The sequence below is a fragment of the Flavihumibacter sp. UBA7668 genome, assembly GCF_002483205.1.
Classification (GTDB): domain Bacteria; phylum Bacteroidota; class Bacteroidia; order Chitinophagales; family Chitinophagaceae; genus Flavihumibacter.
In genome coordinates this window covers 139,405-157,861 of sequence record NZ_DLHM01000007.1, presented here as the reverse complement: position 1 = coordinate 157,861, position 18,457 = coordinate 139,405, and the positions used below count along the sequence as shown (strand labels likewise).

The following is an 18,457-nucleotide window of genomic DNA, read 5'->3' as shown; positions in this document are numbered from 1 at the left end:
TAATGCAAATTAGCATTTAACTTTTTTACCATGATTCGATATTGCCTGGCACTTGATTTAAAAAATGAGCCTGAATTGATTGCCCGCTATGAGGAATATCATCAGGCAGTTTGGCCGGAAATCCTGGACTCCATCAGGGATTCCGGTATTCTGGATATGCAGATTTACCGCACCGGTAACCGGCTGTTTATGATTATGGAGGTGAGTGAAGCTTTTGATGCACATGCTAAAGCTGCTGCGGATGCTTTGAATTCAAAAGTGCAGGAATGGGAAACGCTGATGGATTCCTTTCAACAACGTCTGCCCTGGGCGGCACCCGGACAAAAATGGGTGCCCATGAACCTGATTTTCTCGCTGCAAGGATAGTTTACCCGTCGGGTGGGAGCTTAATCGAGGTTTTTGATAATTTTGCTGACTTCGGTTTCGGCGGATTTCAGTTTGGATTGGCAGAACTCCACCAATTGTGTAGCCCGTTTTACCTTTAGTGCCAGTTCATCCACTGAAATTGTTTCATTTTCCAGCGTGGCCACTATTTCCTGCAGTTCTGCATACGCTGATTCATATGTTAAAGGGATCTCCATGATAGGGTGTTTTTTGTTGTACAAGGGCATTGATGGTTGTGCCGGCAAAGAGGATCTGCAGTTCATCTCCCACTTTAATACCAGTGGCATCAGCAACTGTCTGGCCATTTAATTTTACTAGAGCAAAACCCCGTGCAAGCATTTTTTCCGGTGATGCAAGACGGAACAAACGAAGCAGGTGCTCCAGGTCTTTTTCCTTTGTTTTCAGTAACTGTCTGGTGGAACCGGCTAATTTGGTTTCGATCTGTTTTAGTAAAAGCAAGCTGTTCTCAATATATACCATCGGTTGCTTCCTGACCACTATTGCTGCATTCCGCAGCGTCTGCTTTTGCTGGTAAAGAAGATCTTTTGCCTGTGTACTGATGGTCAATCTTGCCTGCTGTAATAAGGCGGATTCATCAGATAATACCTGTTTGGCCAATTGCTTTACCAACTGATGGGCCTGTAGTAACCCAGTTTCAAAACCACGATTCCGTTCAATAATAAATTCTGCAACCTTGGTAGGTGTTTTAAAAGAAGTATGAGCTACCAAATCGGCAATGGTTTCGTTTTTCTGGTGCCCAATTCCTGTAAATACCGGAAAGGGGCAGGCAGCAATGGCTGCGGCAACCTCCAGTTGGTCAAAAATAAGGAGGTCGGTTGCTGCCCCGCCACCTCTTATTAATATCACTGCATCGTAATCCTGTTCCTGAGCACTTGCTCTTTTCTTAATTAAATCAATGGCCGTTGCAAGTTCAGTGGCATTATTTTCCCCCTGAACACTAGCATAGAAAGGATGTATTTCAAAACCGTATCCAAATGGATTATTCTCCAGGCTATGCAAAAAGTCTTCATACCCGGCAGCAGTTTTGGAGCTGATAACAGCAATTCGTTGTACAACAGGCGGAAGGTAAAGCTCCTGATTGAAACTCTGAAGCTGACCATCCAGTTCCCATACATAGTCCGGGTATTCCTTCATCAATGTCCGGATGGTCGCCTGTTTTTTCTGTTCCAGTAAACCCAATGTAAAGCGGGCGTCAATATCAAGTAAGGTCAGTTTCAATCCATAAACTGAATGAAAATCAACTGATACCTGGACCAATACCTGCAGATCATTTCCGAAAACCTGACCGGTTTCACGTTCGAAAGCTCTTATTCGGGTTGCCCCCTCTCTCCAAGCAACACCGGAGAGTTTGGCAATAATACTGCCGCGGCTCCGGTTGGTTTTCTCTTCTGTTTCAACCAGATCAAAATAGTGAAATCCCCGCTGTGAATAATAACTATGATTGCTTATATCTGCCATCACCCAGAATTGCTGCTGGACGAACTGATCCTGCAGCGTAAGCTGAATAAGTTCACATAAATGAGATAATCGGATGGGAGCTATCATCCTTCAAAGATACATCAGGCTTTTACGAGTTGTTCCATCAGATGGGAAATCCGACTAATTCGGGTGTTCTCACCCCAAGGAGCTTCGATCCATTTAACCCAACGGATTTATTCGTTTAGAGAAAGTATGGAGAAACGTTTCCAGGCCAGTGGCTCATCTTATTTCTACCCATTCCCCTGCGTTCTTTATTATTTTTTTCGAATAGCTGCCTTTACTGGCAGAAAATGTTGACCATTTCCCATCGGAGGGATTTCCGGTAATGGAGCATAGGTCCATCCGCCCTTACCCGGAATTTTTTCCAGCATTATTTTTTATATAAAAAGGGTGTTTTCATTCAGGGTTTAAATTAAAACAATTGCAAATTCAGACAGAATTTATTTGCCGAGTTTATTTAAAAGTGTATATTGTACATTTAATAAATACTTGTTTGCCATGTCAATTTTTCTTACTGGGAAAAGCCAGCGGCTTATCATCGCGACTTTTTTTCTTTTTTACTCCAGTTTGCTAACTGCACAAACAGTAGCTATTCAGCTAAAACCATCAGAAACCGCTCCCATCATAGATAAAAATATCTATGGTCATTTTGCAGAGCATTTGGGCACCTGCATTTATGGCGGATTTTATGTGGGCGAAAAATCTACACTGGTGCCACATACGGAAGGTGTTCGGAATGATGTAATAGCTGCCTTAAAAAAATTAAAAGTTCCCAACCTGCGCTGGCCCGGCGGTTGTTTTGCCGATACCTATCATTGGAAAGACGGGGTGGGGCCCAAAGAAAAACGACCAACCATAGTTAACCAGTGGTGGGGTGGGGTTACGGAAGACAATAGTTTCGGAACCCATGATTTTCTGAATCTATGTGAAACCATCGGGGCCGAGCCTTATCTGGCGGGAAATATTGGAAGTGGTACCGTCCAGGAGCTCGCAGACTGGGTACAATATGTGAATTTCGGCGGTGTAAGCCCTATGAGCAATTGGAGAAAAGAAAATGGCAGAGAAAAGCCCTGGTCCGTCCGTTATTGGGGAGTAGGCAATGAGGCCTGGGGATGCGGTGGCAATATGACGCCTGAATACTATGCCAATGAATACCGGAAATATGCCACCTTCATGGCAGATTGGAACAACAGTTCCAAAATCTTCCGGATTGCTTCCGGAGCCAATTCCGGCGATCTGAACTGGACCGAAGTATTGATGAAAAATATACCGTTGCAAATGTTGGAAGGGATCGCCCTACACCATTATGCAGTAGTGAACTGGAGTAAAAAAGGCTCTTCTCTGGATTTTACAGAAGATGATTATGCTGCCAATATGCGGGTTACCCTTAAAATGGAAGAACTGATCCGGGAGCATAGTAAAATCATGGATAAGTATGATCCTAACAAGAAAGTTGCACTGGTGGTGGATGAGTGGGGTGCCTGGTATGATCCCTTACCCGGTTCTAATCCGGGTTTTTTACAGCAGCAAAATACCCTTCGTGATGCCATGGTAGCCGGAGTTACACTCAATATTTTCAATAATCATGCAGATCGTGTAAGGATGGCAAACCTGGCACAAACTATCAATGTATTGCAAGCGGTTATACTTACTGATAAAGAAAAAATGCTGTTGACTCCAACATTCCATGTGATGGAGATGTACAATGTACACAAGGATGCAAAGTTGATCCCGGTTCAATTCAGCTCCCCAAAGTTTATAAAAGGGAAAGACACGTTGGATGCAGTATCTGTTTCTGCATCCATGGATAAAAATGGAAAAACACATATTTCGATCGTCAATATTGACCCTTCCAAAAAACACCTGCTGCAATTGGAGCTTGGCTCAGGAAAGAAAATGGTGAGCGGTCGGATCCTGACTTCTGCCAAACTACAGGACCATAACAGTTTTGACCAGCCGGAAAAATTAAAGCCCCAGTCCTTCAAAGAGGCTAAATTGAATGGGAATCAGTTGAGTGTGCAGGCCCCGCCAGCTTCTGTGATAGTTCTTGAATTACAATAAATTCTTTTTAATAGTGAAATCAGTACTTTTTGCTGCTTTGTTAACGGCCACCGTTGCACAGGCACAGGATCAACAACCTGTTACAATCGATCTGACAGCTAAAGGAGCACCAATCGCTTCAACCATGTGGGGGGTGTTTTTTGAAGATATCAATTTGGGTGCGGATGGTGGTATTTATGCCGAGCTCATCAAGAATCGTTCCTTTGAATTTTATAAACCCCTGATGGGTTGGAAAACCCTGGGAACCCAAAAAAAAGAAGGCAGTTTTCTTGTAATTAACCGCGGACTGGCTGCTGAAAAGAATCCCCGGTTCTTAAGGATACAACTGAATAATGCAGGTGCCGGAACACTTGGATTGGAAAATGAAGGTTTTCGGGGAATGGGGCTAAAAGAAAAATTACCCTATAATTTTTCCTGTTGGTACCAACTTGAAGGTAAAGCCGCGATACTTCAACTGGAATTGCTGGATGAAACCGATCAGGTAATTGGTAAATCCAGCCTGCAGCTTCCAGCATCTTCAGACTGGCGAAAATTGGAAACTAGTCTGGTTAGCCAGACCACCAGTCCAAAAGGAAAAATACGGATCTGGATAGAAGGGGATGGGCAGCTAGATCTTGATATGATTTCACTTTTTCCAACCGATACCTGGAAAGGAAGAAAAGGCGGACTAAGGGCGGATATGGTGCAAATGCTGGCTGATTTAAAACCGGGTTTCGTGCGATTCCCCGGAGGCTGCATAGTTGAAGGGCATGAGCTGGACACCCGGTATCAGTGGAAAAAAACAGTGGGACCGGTAGAAGAGCGACAGGTTATTGTGAACAGATGGAATACCGAATTCGCGCATCGTTCTGCTCCGGATTATTTTCAATCCTTCGGGTTGGGTTTTTTTGAATATTTCCAGATGGCTGAAGATATTGGCGCTGCTCCGCTCCCTATTTTGAATTGCGGAATGGCCTGCCAGTTTAATACGGCCGAACTCGCACCGCTGGATCAACTGGACACCTATATTCAGGATGCGCTGGATCTGATTGAGTTCGCTAACGGCGATATTAGTACGCAATGGGGAAAGTTACGTGCTGAGATGGGACATCCCCTGCCCTTTAACCTGAAATACATGGGTGTGGGGAATGAAAACTGGGGTCCTCAATACGTAGAGCGCCTGAAGCTTTTCACAACCGCACTTAAAGCAAAACATCCGGAAATTGAAATCATCAGTAGCGCCGGTCCTTTTTCAAATGGTGAATTATTTGATTATCTGAATAAAGAACTTCGTGCGCTTCCGGCAGATTTGATAGATGAGCATTACTATCGGAAGCCGGAATGGTTTTTACAGAATGCCCGGCGATACGATACCTATGATCGGAAAGGCCCTAAGATTTTTGCAGGAGAATATGCTTCCCATGTAGAAGGCAATCTGCAGGCAGACAAACGTAATAACTGGCATGCCGCTCTCTCGGAAGCTGCCTTTATGACGGGGCTGGAAAGGAATGCCGATATTGTTCGCATGGCATCTTACGCACCACTTTTTGCGCATATCGAAGGATGGCAATGGAATCCGGATCTGATCTGGGTAGATAACCTCCAATCGGTTGGATCGCCCAGTTATTATGTACAAAAGCTGTTTTCAACCAACAGGGGAACCAATATTTTAACAGCAGTACAGGCAGGTCAGCCACTGGCAGGCAAAGACAGTCTCTATGTCTCTTCCGTATGGGATGAAACAAGCAAAGAGGTAATTGTAAAAATGGTAAATGCGGGACCAGTGGCTGTACAGCTTCCTATTGTATTCAAAGGAAAACCAAAACAAAAAGGTCACATCCAGGTTTATACCCTGCACTCAGATTCTTTGACAGCATCCAATTCTTTGACGAGTCCCCGTTTGGTTGCACCCATAGTATCCAGTATGCCTGTATCCAAAAAAGACCTGAAAGCGAATTTGCCACCGCATAGTTTTGTGGTGTATAGAATTCCCATGAAATAAGCCTATTTTACCAGTTAAAATTTAGAACGAGTCATATGAAATGGATGAAATTATTTGCTGCAGCGGGGGTTCTTGCCATTGGCGGAGCCGCCTGTAATAATGATACTAAAGAAGCTGAAACCACTCAGGCTTCTGCAGGCATAACTAAAAAAGCATGGGGTGAGGCCAATGGTCAGCCGGTTGATCTTTATACGCTGCGAAATGCGAATGGAACGGTTGTTACCATTACCAATTATGGAGGTATCGTTACTTCCTTTTTAACCAAAGACAAAAATGATTCAATTGCCAGTATCGTAGTTGGATTTGATAGTATTGGTCCCTACCTGCAATCACCTCCTTATTTTGGTGCATTGATTGGAAGGTATGGCAACCGGATTGGGGCGGGAAAATTCAGTATCGGCGATAAGAATTATACATTGGCAACCAATAATGGCGTCAATCATCTGCATGGAGGTGTGGTTGGATTTGATAAGGTAATCTGGACAGCTGCACCAATAACAGACAGTATTCCCGTTCTTCAATTATCTTACCTGAGTAAAGACGGTGAAGAAGGATACCCTGGCAATCTTCAGGTTACAGTAACCTATAGTCTTACGGATGAAGATGGATTAAAGATTCAATATGAAGCAACCACAGATCAACCAACGCCGGTTAATCTAACGAATCACAGTTATTTCAACCTCACCGGAGATACAAAGCAAACCATTCTGGAGCATCAGTTACAGCTTAACGCAGATGCTTATACGCCCGTTGATAAGGGGCTGATACCAACAGGTGAAATCCGCGCTGTTGCAGGAACTCTTTTCGATTTCCGGAATCCAACTGCCATTGGCAGCAGAATAGATTCGGTAGAAGGGGGGTATGATCACAATTATGTTATCAATAATGTAACCGGATCACTGCAGAAAGTGGCAACCCTATCTGAATCTACCAGCGGTAGATTTTTAGAAGTATGGACAACAGAACCAGGCATTCAGTTTTATAGCGGAAATTTTCTGGACGGAAAATTCATCAATCATAGCGGAACGCCTGTTCAGTTACGTACAGCGCTTTGTTTGGAAACACAGCATTTTCCTGATTCACCTAATAAGAAGGAGTTTCCCTCCACCATTCTGGAGCCAGGGAAAAAATATAGAACCGAAACTATCTACAAGACCGGATTTATTAAATAGAATTCATGCCGCAGAAACTTCTTTCGTATGAAGCGTTTTTATTTGATCTGAATGGGACCATGATTGATGATATGCAATATCATGTCGTAGCCTGGTCAGATATGCTGAACAATGTGCTGGGGGCAGGACTCAGTTATGAAGAAGTGAAGGCACAGATGTATGGTAAGAATGAAGAACTCCTGGTAAGGGTTTTTGGCCCCGATCGATTTACAAAAGAAGAAATGTTGAAATACTCAATGGAGAAGGAGCGCCGCTACCAGGCGGCCTTCCTTCCTCAACTTCGTCTGATTGATGGGCTCGGTGAGGTGCTTACGATGGCAAAAAATGCCCGTATCCCAATGGCTATTGGATCTGCCGCCAATATGTTTAATATAAATTTTGTGCTGGATAACCTTGAATTACACGCTGTTTTCGATGCAATCATAAGTGCAGATGATGTCGAAATAAGTAAACCGGATCCGGATACTTATCTAAAGTGTGCGTTCGCCCTGGGTGTGAATCCTGCGCGCTGTCTGGTTTTCGAAGATGCGCCAAAAGGAGTGGAGGCCGCATGGAGGGCCGGAATGGACTGCATTGTTTTAACCACCCTGCATGAAAAACAGGACTTTGTTTCCTACCCAAATGCCATAGGTTTTATGAAGGATTATACAGTATTATTATAGGTAGTAGCCACTCTAAAAAAATAAATGTAGATCGTACACTTAAAACAATTTAAATTGTATATTGTGCCAATAAGCTTGTCATAAAAAGAGACTATGTCGAAATCATTCGTGATTGGGGTAGATTATGGAACCGATTCGGTGCGATCGGTATTGGTGGATACAGCCAATGGAGAAGAACTTGTTTCTTCGGTTTTTTATTATCCCCGCTGGAAAGATGGACTGTATTGCGATGCAGCCATCAGCCGGTTTCGCCAGCATCCCCTGGATTATATAGAAGGCTTGGAATTTACCATTCGGGAATGTATTCAAAAAGCCGGTGCCGGCAGTGCTGCTCTGGTAAAAGCAATTTCAATAGATACAACAGGTTCTACTCCGGTTGCTGTAAATGAAGCAGGTTTACCGCTGGCCCTCCTGCCTGAATTTGAACAGAACCCGAATGCCATGTTTGTATTGTGGAAAGATCATACAGCCGTGTCGGAAGCGGAGGAAATCAATCGGCATGCAACCAGTTTCGATATCAATTATTTAAAGTTTGTAGGAGGTATTTATTCGTCTGAATGGTTTTGGGCGAAGTGGTTGCATATGCTGCGTTCAGATCCAGCAGTTCGGGCGGCCTGCTATTCGTGGGTAGAGCACTGCGACTGGATTCCATTTTTGTTAACCGGCGGAACGGATGTAATGAAAATGCGCAGAGGCGTTTGTTCAGCCGGACATAAGGCGCTTTGGTCAGCCGAATGGGGTGGGTTACCTCCAAATGATTTTTTTTCAACACTCGATCCATTGCTGGATGGGGCAGTCGCCCGATTATTTAAAGAAACTTATACAGCGGATCAGGAAGCCGGACAATTGAGTGAGAAATGGGCAGCGCGACTGGGCTTATCAACAGATGTCAAAATTGGAATTGGTGCTTTTGATGCACATATGGGAGCAGTAGGCGGACAAATTGAACCCTATCATTTATCAAAAGTGATGGGTACTTCCACCTGTGACATGCTGGTAGCACCAATGGAAGAAATAAAGGATACCCTGGTTCGTGGAATATGCGGGCAGGTCCCCGGATCCATTATACCTGGATTAATGGGATTAGAAGCAGGGCAGTCGGCATTTGGGGATGTATACGCCTGGTTTCGAAAATTAATAACACAACCTGTTGGGCAATTATTGAGGAATTCTGCTTTGATTGATGTGCAATTGGCATCGCAGTTGGAGCAGGAGTTGAATGATCGGTTTATTCGGGAAATCACTGTTGCGGCGGCAGCTTTACCCTTACATGATTCCGATGAACTGGCAGTAGACTGGCTCAATGGAAGAAGAACCCCGGATGCAGACCAGCGCTTAAAAGCAACCATAACCGGACTTCATCTTGGAACGGATGCCCCCAGAATCCTGAAAGCCCTGGTGGAAGCCACCTGTTTTGGGGCAAAAGCCATTGTAGAACGGTTTGAACAGGAAGGAGTTCCTGTAAAGGGCCTGATCGGGTTGGGTGGGGTTGCCAAAAAATCACCCTATATCATGCAGGTAATGGCAGATGTGATGCAGATGCCGATTCGGATTCATCGAAGTGATCAAACCTGTGCAGCCGGTGCGGCTATGTTTGCTGCAACAGTGGCAGGGATTTATCCCAATGTGGAAATAGCCATGCAAAAAATGGGACAGGGATTTGATGCGGAATATCAACCGGATAAATCAAAGGCGGAGTACTATGCAAGGCGGTATGAGAGATACAGGAGAATGTGAGAAGTGAAAGGTGAAAGATATTGTATGAAATATAAAGAGATTAGGGAGCAGGCTTATGAAGCCAACATGCAGTTACCGAAGCTGGGGCTGGTGCTGTTTACATTTGGAAATGTAAGTGCGGCCGACCGGGGACAAGGTATTTTTGCGATTAAACCAAGTGGTGTGCCATATGAAGAATTGACACCTTCTTCCATGGTGATTGTTGATTTTGATGGTAACCTTGTTGATGGTGGATTGCGCCCCTCTTCTGATACACAAACACATGCTGTTTTATATAAACACTGGACAGAAATTGGGGGTATTGTACATACGCATTCTACCTATGCAACAGCATGGGCACAGGCAGTTCGTGATATACCCATCTTTGGAACTACACACGCAGACCATAACACGGTGGATATACCCTGTGCACCTCCTATGGAAGATGCAAGAATAGAAGGTAATTATGAATACCAGACAGGTTTTCAGATCATGGATTGTTTTGCTGCCAAAAAGCTGGATTATCGGGAAGTGGAAATGATGCTGGTTGGAAACCATGCTCCATTTACCTGGGGCAAAACTGCAGCGAAAGCTGTTTATAATAGTGCTGTATTGGAAGCCATTGCTAAAATGGCGGTGCTAACTGAACAGATCAATCCATCCGCACCCCGGTTAAAACCATCCCTTATCCAAAAACACTGGCAGCGAAAGCACGGCTCCGATGCCTATTACGGGCAGGAAGGCTGTTGATTTTTTTGTTGATTTTCCATTGACTGTTGCATATATCAGGTTGTTTGAACTTTTGACTTTTTACTTCTAACTTTTAACTTATCTATCATGTTTTCTTCTTTCGAAGTTTGGTTTCTCACAGGTAGTCAGCATTTGTACGGAGAGCAAACACTGCTCGAAGTCGCGGAACATTCACAGGCAATTGTGCAGGCATTAAATGCCTCGGGGAATATACCAGTTCAGGTAGTCTATAAGCCGGTGCTGAAATCGCCCGATGAAATTTATTCCATCTGTCAGGAAGTGAATACCTCCCGTAACTGTATTGGTGTGATTGCCTGGATGCATACTTTTTCGCCGGCAAAAATGTGGATCGGCGGATTAAAAATTTTACAAAAACCATTATTGCATCTGCATACACAATTCAACCGGGATATCCCCTGGTCGAAAATAGATATGGATTTCATGAACCTGAATCAAAGCGCGCATGGTGATCGTGAATTCGGTTTTATGATGAGCAGGATGCGGATGCGTCGAAAAGTGGTAACCGGATATTGGGCAGATTCTTCCGTACAGCAACAAATCAATCATTGGACAAGAGCTGCTGCAGGATGGGCTGACTGGCAGGGAGCCCGCTTCGTTCGTTTCGGAGACAATATGCGGGAAGTAGCCGTAACAGAGGGAGATAAGGTGGAAGCGCAACTGAAATTTGGGTACTCCGTCAATACCCATGGTGTGGGGGATCTGGTAAAAGTTATCAATGAAATCACCGATTCAGAAGTGGAAACCCTGTGCAAAGAATATGAAGATACCTACAAGCTGTCGGCACTTTTGGCTAAAGACGGCGCGCAGCGGGCATCCTTAACCGAAGCGGCAAGAATTGAATTAGGGATGCGGCAATTCCTTGTACAGGGTGGATTTAAAGGATTCACGGATACATTTGAAGACTTACACGGAATGGCCCAATTGCCAGGTATTGCTACACAGCGACTCATGGCCGACGGGTACGGATTTGGTGGAGAAGGAGATTGGAAAACTGCTGCGCTGGTTCGGGCAATGAAAGTAATGGGACATGGTTTAAAAGGAGGTAATTCCTTTATGGAAGATTATACCTATCATTTTGATCCGGCAAACCAGATGGTTTTAGGCGCGCATATGCTGGAGATTTGTCCGTCTATCACTCATGGACAACCGAGTTGTGAAGTACATCCGCTGGGAATTGGTGGAAAAGCAGATCCGGTTCGCCTCGTGTTCAACGTTGACGGAGGTTCCGCTCTGAATGCATCCATTGTGGATCTGGGAAATCGTTTCCGTCTGCTGGTAAATGAAGTAGAGGCGGTAACTCCGGTTCACGATCTTCCTAAACTTCCTGTTGCCCGGGTATTATGGAAACCCTATCCCGATATGCAAACCGGTTGCACAGCCTGGATCCTGGCAGGAGGAGCACATCATACCTGTTACAGTCAAAACCTGACATCCGAACAACTGGAAGATTTTGCCGATATGGCCGAAATTGAATTTGTACTGATTGGGAAAAAAACAAATCTCTACCAATTCAAGAATGATTTGCGCTGGAGTGATGTATATTACCAAATCAATTCTTAACCAAACCGAACGAGCAGCTTGTCATGAATAATTCACTTTCAACGGCGGATATCCTGGTATTCCTCGCCTATATCGTTATCGTAGGAACCTATGGATTCTGGATTTACAACAAAAAGAAAAAAGCAGTAACAGATACCAAGGATTTCTTCCTGGCGGAAGGATCGCTGACCTGGTGGGCTATCGGAGCATCTCTTATTGCTTCCAATATTTCAGCCGAACAGTTTATCGGCATGAGCGGCAATGGTTTTTTCGTTGGTATTGCTGTAGCAGCTTATGAATGGATTGCAGCTCTTGGCCTGATCATCATCGCTGTTTGGTTTATTCCGATTTACCTGAAGAACAAGATCTATACGATGCCCCAGTTTCTGACCATGCGCTACAATGAAACAGTGGCATTGATTATGGCAGTATTCTGGTTATTCCTGTATGTATTTGTAAACCTGACCTCCATTTTATACCTGGGCGCCATTGCTATTGATGGATTGCTGGGTGGACAATACCTCCATGTTATCATGATAGGACTTGCTATGGCGGCCATCATCATTACTTTGGGTGGAATGAAAGTAATCGGTTATACCGATGTGATTCAGGTTGCTGTTCTGATAGTTGGCGGCTTGGCAACAACGTATATGGCACTCACCATTGTGAGTGAACGGTTTGGATTAGGCACCGATGCTATAGCCGGATTTAAGGTGCTGATGAAAGATGCGCCAGATCATTTTCATATGATTCTCGATAAGCCAACCAGTGAATCGCCCCAGGAGTATATTGATAAATACCTCATTCTGCCAGGCATATTAATGTATGCAGCGGGTCAGTGGATTGTCAACCTGAATTATTGGGGATGTAATCAGTATATCACACAACGTGCGCTGGGAGCGGATTTGCATACCGCCCGCACCGGAATTCTGTTTGCAGGATTTCTGAAACTGATGATGCCAATCATTGTAATGTTACCTGGTATTGCTGCGTATGTTTTGTATAAAAACGGCCATCTCCCCGAATTGGTAGGGGGTATGGACGGCGCCTATTCGGCAATTTTGAGTTTTCTGCCATCCGGCCTGAAAGGCTTATCCGTGGCGGCTTTGACTGCTGCAATTGTGGCGTCATTGGCGGGGAAAGCAAATAGTATCTCCACTATTTTCACACTCGATATTTATAAAAAATACATCAGGAAGGACGCAGACGAAACCAAAATGGTTTGGACCGGAAGACTAACGGTAGTACTTTCCATGCTGGTGGCACTGATTTTCACCTGGGAAGACCTATTGGGCATCGGTGGCGAAGGCGGGTTTACCTTTATTCAGAAATATACAGGGTTTATCAGTCCGGGTGTTTTCGCTGTATTCACCCTCGGTATGTTCTGGAAAAGAACTACCGGTGCGGCAGCCATCGCAGGGATACTGGTAGGCTTTATCCTTTCTGTATTTTTCAACGAAGCTGCTCCCGCAATTTTTGGAAATGAAACCCTGCTTTATACAGCCTATCCAAATGGTAAAGGCGGATACGAAATTCCCTTCCTGATCTGTATGGGACTGGCATTCTTTTTCACTGTTGCTGTTATGGTAGCGATGAGTTTGGCCGGACCGAAAATCAACCCCAAAGCCTTTATTCATGAAAAAGGAATGTTCAGTGTTAAACCTGCCACAGTGGTACAAATTGTAATCACGCTGCTGATTTTGATGGCTCTGTACATTAAATTCTGGTAAATTTGCAACCAGTTATGGCAAGAATAGAATACAAACAATACGATCGGTTTCTTCTGGCAGTAGACTGCATCATCTTTGGATTTGATGGATCCGGATTGAAGGCGCTGCTGATCAAACGCGGACTTGAACCGGAAGCCGGGAAGTGGTCTTTGATGGGCGGATTTGCTGAGCAACAGGAAAGTGTAAACGATGCAGCCGCCCGGATTTTGTTAAACCTGACCGGTCTGGATAAAATCTATATGGAACAATTGCATTGTTTCGGAGATGTGGATCGTGATCCGGGCGGACGGGTGGTTTCCATTGCCTATTTTGCCCTCATCAAGATAGATGAATCAGACAGTGAAAAGCTGGAATCTCACCAGGCCAAATGGTTTGATTTGAAAAAACTGCCACCCCTGGTTTTTGATCATAAAAGAATGATCAAACTGGCCAAAGAGCGATTACAGCAAAAGGTTTCCAATCATCCGATCGGATTTGAATTATTGCCACACAAATTTACCCTGCAACAATTGCAGGCATTGTATGAAGCGATTTTTGAAAGAAGTTTTGACAAGCGCAATTTTACACGAAAGATTTTATCACTTGGAATTTTGCAGCGGCTGGATGAAAAAGAAAAAGCTTCTTCAAAAAAAGGCGCCTTCTATTATGTGTTTGATAAGAAGAAATACAAACAATTAGAGAGTGAAGGTATCCAACTGATTTAGGTTAGCTATAAAGCGTGTCCGCAGAATTTGCAAAATTTTGCATCCGGATCATGGCCTTCGTGCCCACAGGCCGGACAGGATTCTGTTAGTTTATCTTTCCGTCCGAATTGTTTGGAAAGTTCAACGGTAACGATTCCGGTAGGTACGGCGATGATGGCGTAACCAAGGAGCATCACCACGGAGGCAACCATTTTACCGATTGCTGTCACGGGGGAAATATCCCCGTAACCTACCGTTGTAATGGTTACTATTGCCCAGTAAATACTTTGAGGGATACTGCTGAAATCCGGATTGGCTGTATTCTCGACAACATAAATGATAGTGCCCAGGATTGTGCTAAGTAACAGCACAAAGCTGAGAAAGATGCCAATTCTGCGGGCACTGGCTTTCATTGCCAACACGATGCCGGTTCCTTCTGAAACAAAATGGGTCAGCTTGAGTATGCGAAATACGCGCATTAGCCGCAGGGCACGAATAGATAATAAGAAATGGGAGGCGGGGAATAGAAGGCTTAAATACGTTGGGAGAATAGATAGGAGATCAACGATCCCATAGAAACTTCGGGCATAACGCGCAGGTTTTTTTACCACCAGTAACCGTAGCATATATTCAATGGTGAAGAGTCCGGTTATTATCCATTCGGATATAATTAATTCCTGGCCGTATTGTGCTGCAACTGTGGGCATGCTTTCCAGCATAACAACAGCCAGACTGATTATAATCAGGATCAGTAAAGCCAGGTCGAATCTTCGCCCGGCTTTGGTTTCCGCTTCGAATATGATTTCAAATAATCGGGTTTTCCAACTCATGGGTTAGTCTTATCGGCGTTGAATATCGACAATCATAACGGGAGGATCAAAATATTGATCGGTTTCTGGTTTTCGGTAAATTTTGCGAACAATATCCATACCCCTGGTCACTTTCCCGAAGGCGGCATAACCCTGTCCGTCTGCATTGTTTTCACCACCGAAATCGAATCCGGGTAAATCACTGAGGGTGATGAAAAATTCGGAGCTGGCGCTTCCGGGTTCTTCACGGGCGAGTGAAAGGGTGCCTTCAGCATGGGTGAGACCCGTTTGTTGGGTGGTTTCATGCGGGATTCTGGGCAGATCGGGCCTTGCTTTAGTCCGGCTCCAGAGTCCGCCTTGTATCAGTTCAGCCTTGGGTGCATTGGAGGGTTGATTATCACCGCTAAGGATCCGATAAAAATGCGTGCGTTTATAAAGTCCCTTATCTGCAATAGCCAGAAATGCCTTCACCGATTCCGGTGCTTTATCCGGGTATAGCTCAGCGATGATTGTACCCTCCACCGTTTTGATTTCAACTTCAATATTGTTTCCGTTTTTGCCGCCCTCATTGCAGGCCGTCATCATTCCAAGCACCATCAGGGTTAAAATCTGTTTCATCATACGATTCATTATGCTCCTCTCCCCAAAGGTGCATCATTTCTCTCACCCGCCGGGTGGCACCCGACCGGTGGCACCCGGCGGGTGAGTGGAGATCGGAAAATAGTGGTAAATTAGGCTTTACAAATAGAAATTTATGGCTGCCATAACCCTTACCGTTAATAATAAGCAATTTAAGATTGATGTGGACCCTCAAATGCCACTCCTATGGGCAATCCGTGATTTTGTGGGCTTGAAGGGAACCAAGTTTGGGTGCGGCATGGCACAGTGCGGGGCTTGTACAGTATTAATGGATGGCAACCCTATCCGCAGTTGCTCAACGCAGGTGAGTGTGGCTGCCAATAAAAAAATCTCCACCATTGAAGGGCTGTCGGAGAATGTGGAACACCCGGTGCAGCAGGCCTGGATTGAGTTACAGGTACCACAATGCGGCTATTGCCAGTCTGGCCAGATCATGACAACCGTAGCCTTGCTGAAAAAGAACCCCGACCCCACAGACGAGCAGATTGATTCAGCTTTACAGGGAAATCTCTGCAGATGCGGCACCTATCCCCGGATCAGAAAGGCGGTACATCGGGCAGCCGAGCTGATGAAGTCCAAACCATTCTAATACATACATAAACTAATTCCCATGCGTACGACAGTCTCCCGTCGGCGGTTTTTGCAATTGTCATCACTTACCGGTGCAGGTTTTATTATTGGATTGGGTGGTGCTGAAGGCAAGGTAGTAAACCAATTGGTGAACCTGAGTAATCTGGCCAATCCTATTGGTGTAACGCCTTTTGTATTGATTGATCCGCAAGGTGCAATTACCATTTATAATACCAAACCAGAAATCGGGCAGGGCACTTTTCAATCGATTCCATCGCTCATAGCCGAGGAACTGGATCTGACCCTTGATCAGATCACTATTCGCCAGTCGGGAGGTGAAAAAGAATTGGGAGCGGATCAGTTTGCAGGTGGATCTGCTTCCATTCGAACCAGTTATACAAAATATCGAAAAGTAGGTGCTGCAGCCAGGGAGATGCTGGTAACGGCAGCCAGTCAGACTTGGGCTGTTCCAGTTGCGGAATGTTCAACAGAAAACGGGAAAGTTCATCATAAAGCAAGTAATCGTTCTGCAACTTATCAGGAATTGGCGGAGGCAGCAGGTAAACTGGAGGTTCCGAAGGATCCCAAATTAAAAGATCCTGCTCAATTCAAGTTACTGGGAAAAGCGGTGAAGCGCCCGGATGTTCCGCTAAAATCCAACGGCAAAGCGGTTTTCGGCATTGATGTAGAGGTGCCCGGAATGTTGTTTTCCAGCATTGAACGTTGTCCGGTTTTTGGGGGAAAGCTGTTGAGTTTTGATGCTGCAGCTGCCAAAAAAGTAAAAGGAGTGCAGCAGGTCATAACCTGTGAACGACTGATCGGAAAATACCGGTTTGAGGGAGTGGCCGTGCTGGCAGATAATTACTGGGCAGCAGTTCAGGGAAGAAAGGCACTGCAAATAAAATGGGATTATCAGGGCAATGAAAATTTCTCATTGAAAGCCTACGAGCAGCAATTGAGGGAGCTCGCTAAAAAAGATGGGGTTGTAGATCATGCTAAGGGGGATTTTGAAAATGCCTGGAGCGATGCGCCTATACAACTCGAAGCGTTTTATGAAACGCCCATGGTATCCCATTCACCCATTGAACCAATGAATTGTCTGGCCCATTGGAAAGAAGGCGGTCAGTTGGAAATCTGGACATCGACCCAGGTGCCCTTCAGTATCAAAAACAGTTTTGCCAAAGAATATGGGTTGAAACCGGAAAATATAAAAGTGCATGTGCAATTTAATGGTGGTGGATTTGGGCGGAGATTATATCCCGATTATGTACATGAGGCCGTGCAGTTAGCCAGGAAAGCGGGAAAGCCGGTGAAATCGATCTGGACCCGGGAGGACGACACGCAACAGGGTCCTTTTCGCCCGATGACATTTTCTGCATTTAAAGGTGCTTTGGATGCCAATAATAAACCGATCGCCTTTCAGCATAAAGTGATATCGCCCTCCATAAGCGCATCGTCCAACGCCAACTATGATAAAACAAAGTCGGATGGCGGTATGACGGAAGGTATCAGCGAACAGGCCTATGAGATTCCGAATATGAAGAACCTCTATGTACATGCTGACATGCATGTACCATTGGCGGCCTGGAGGGCGGTAACATCTACCACACTGGCCTTTTCACACGAATCATTTATAGACGAAATGGCGGTGAAGGCAGGGGTTGATCCGATGAGTTTTCGGTTATCCATGCTGGATGGGAAGCAATCAGATACCAAACGGCTGCTGCAAAAATTGAAACAAATATCGAATTGGGATAAACCCCTGCCCGCCGGATGGGGAAGAGGAGTTGCACAGTGGGAGTTTTTTGCCGGACTGGGGGGCAATGTGGTAGAGGTTTCGAAAAAGGGAGAGGGTATCAAAATTGAGAAAGTGTATGCAGTTATTGATTTGGGAACCGTCGTGAATCCGGATACGGTGGAAGCCCAGGTGGAAGGCGCGGTGGTGATGGCCATTACAGCTGCTATCAAAGGGGGCATCCAGATCGAAAAAGGCAGAACAGTGCAGTCCAACTATCATAATAACCAGATTCTCCGGATGCCGGAAGTGCCACCGATTGAAGTGCATATTCTGGCGGAAGGTGGTGAAAAAATTAAAGGTGTGGGTGAACCCGGTCTGCCACCACTGGCGCCTGCCTTATGTAATGCCATCTTTGCAGCAACAGGAAAACGAATCAGACGACTCCCTTTTGATATTAACAAGATTTAATACTAGGGAAAACGAGTCCGTCTTAATATTGCCA

16 protein-coding genes are annotated in these 18,457 nt (G+C 45.0%); 12 read left to right on the top strand and 4 right to left on the bottom strand.

Annotated features, from left to right (window positions below; all coding sequences use genetic code 11):
- Positions 1-30 precede the first annotated feature (30 nt).
- On the top strand, positions 31-366 hold the full coding sequence (locus B2746_RS18440; RefSeq protein WP_290797166.1) for an L-rhamnose mutarotase: 336 nt from the start codon (positions 31-33) through the stop codon (positions 364-366).
- A gap of 20 nt (positions 367-386) precedes the next feature.
- Here the strand turns inward: B2746_RS18440 and xseB are convergent, their stop codons facing one another.
- Positions 387-581, bottom strand: a complete 195-nt coding sequence (gene xseB / locus B2746_RS18435; protein WP_290797163.1) for an exodeoxyribonuclease VII small subunit — start codon at positions 579-581, stop codon at positions 387-389.
- Positions 559-1,950 carry an exodeoxyribonuclease VII large subunit gene (gene xseA, locus B2746_RS18430; RefSeq protein WP_290797161.1) on the bottom strand — a complete coding sequence of 464 codons (1,392 nt, stop codon included), beginning with the start codon at positions 1,948-1,950 and terminating at the stop codon, positions 559-561. Before xseA ends, xseB begins: the two co-directional genes overlap by 23 nt.
- A gap of 432 nt (positions 1,951-2,382) precedes the next feature.
- Here xseA and B2746_RS18425 point away from each other — a divergent pair, with 432 nt between their 5' ends.
- The 9 genes from B2746_RS18425 to B2746_RS18385 all read left to right on the top strand — a co-directional run bounded on the left by B2746_RS18425 (position 2,383) and on the right by B2746_RS18385 (position 14,220).
- Positions 2,383-3,945 (top strand): alpha-N-arabinofuranosidase, encoded by a 1,563-nt coding sequence (locus B2746_RS18425; protein WP_290797158.1) that lies wholly within the window; start codon positions 2,383-2,385, stop codon positions 3,943-3,945.
- A 13-nt stretch (positions 3,946-3,958) separates the two neighbouring features.
- Positions 3,959-5,926: an alpha-L-arabinofuranosidase C-terminal domain-containing protein gene (locus B2746_RS18420; RefSeq protein WP_290797156.1), complete on the top strand. Its 1,968-nt coding sequence runs from the start codon at positions 3,959-3,961 to the stop codon at positions 5,924-5,926.
- A gap of 35 nt (positions 5,927-5,961) precedes the next feature.
- Complete coding sequence (locus B2746_RS18415; RefSeq protein WP_290797154.1) at positions 5,962-7,098, top strand: aldose epimerase family protein; 1,137 nt, start codon at positions 5,962-5,964, stop codon at positions 7,096-7,098.
- A 5-nt stretch (positions 7,099-7,103) separates the two neighbouring features.
- Positions 7,104-7,760: an HAD family hydrolase gene (locus tag B2746_RS18410; RefSeq protein ID WP_290797152.1), complete on the top strand. Its 657-nt coding sequence runs from the start codon at positions 7,104-7,106 to the stop codon at positions 7,758-7,760.
- Between the two features lie 93 nt (positions 7,761-7,853).
- Entirely contained in the window at positions 7,854-9,497 is a 1,644-nt protein-coding gene (locus B2746_RS18405; protein ID WP_290797150.1) for a ribulokinase, read from the top strand.
- Positions 9,498-9,521: 24 nt separating this feature from the next.
- Positions 9,522-10,226, top strand: coding sequence for an L-ribulose-5-phosphate 4-epimerase (locus tag B2746_RS18400; protein WP_290797147.1), 705 nt, complete (start codon positions 9,522-9,524; stop codon positions 10,224-10,226).
- Positions 10,227-10,313: 87 nt separating this feature from the next.
- Positions 10,314-11,807: an L-arabinose isomerase gene (gene araA / locus B2746_RS18395; protein ID WP_290797144.1), complete on the top strand. Its 1,494-nt coding sequence runs from the start codon at positions 10,314-10,316 to the stop codon at positions 11,805-11,807.
- 23 nt (positions 11,808-11,830) lie between these two features.
- Entirely contained in the window at positions 11,831-13,516 is a 1,686-nt protein-coding gene (locus B2746_RS18390) for a sodium/sugar symporter (RefSeq protein WP_290797142.1), read from the top strand.
- A 14-nt stretch (positions 13,517-13,530) separates the two neighbouring features.
- A complete protein-coding gene (locus B2746_RS18385) occupies positions 13,531-14,220 on the top strand; it encodes an NUDIX hydrolase (protein ID WP_290797139.1) in 690 nt (229 codons plus the stop codon).
- A gap of 5 nt (positions 14,221-14,225) precedes the next feature.
- Here the strand turns inward: B2746_RS18385 and B2746_RS18380 are convergent, their stop codons facing one another.
- Positions 14,226-15,029: an ion transporter gene (locus B2746_RS18380; RefSeq protein WP_290797137.1), complete on the bottom strand. Its 804-nt coding sequence runs from the start codon at positions 15,027-15,029 to the stop codon at positions 14,226-14,228.
- A gap of 9 nt (positions 15,030-15,038) precedes the next feature.
- Complete coding sequence (locus B2746_RS18375) at positions 15,039-15,629, bottom strand: peptidylprolyl isomerase (protein ID WP_290797134.1); 591 nt, start codon at positions 15,627-15,629, stop codon at positions 15,039-15,041.
- A gap of 133 nt (positions 15,630-15,762) precedes the next feature.
- On the opposite strand from B2746_RS18375, the gene B2746_RS18370 reads away from it, so the two are divergent.
- Positions 15,763-16,236, top strand: a complete 474-nt coding sequence (locus B2746_RS18370; protein ID WP_290797131.1) for a (2Fe-2S)-binding protein — start codon at positions 15,763-15,765, stop codon at positions 16,234-16,236.
- A gap of 21 nt (positions 16,237-16,257) precedes the next feature.
- Positions 16,258-18,423, top strand: a complete 2,166-nt coding sequence (locus B2746_RS18365; protein ID WP_290797128.1) for a xanthine dehydrogenase family protein molybdopterin-binding subunit — start codon at positions 16,258-16,260, stop codon at positions 18,421-18,423.
- Positions 18,424-18,457 lie beyond the last annotated feature (34 nt).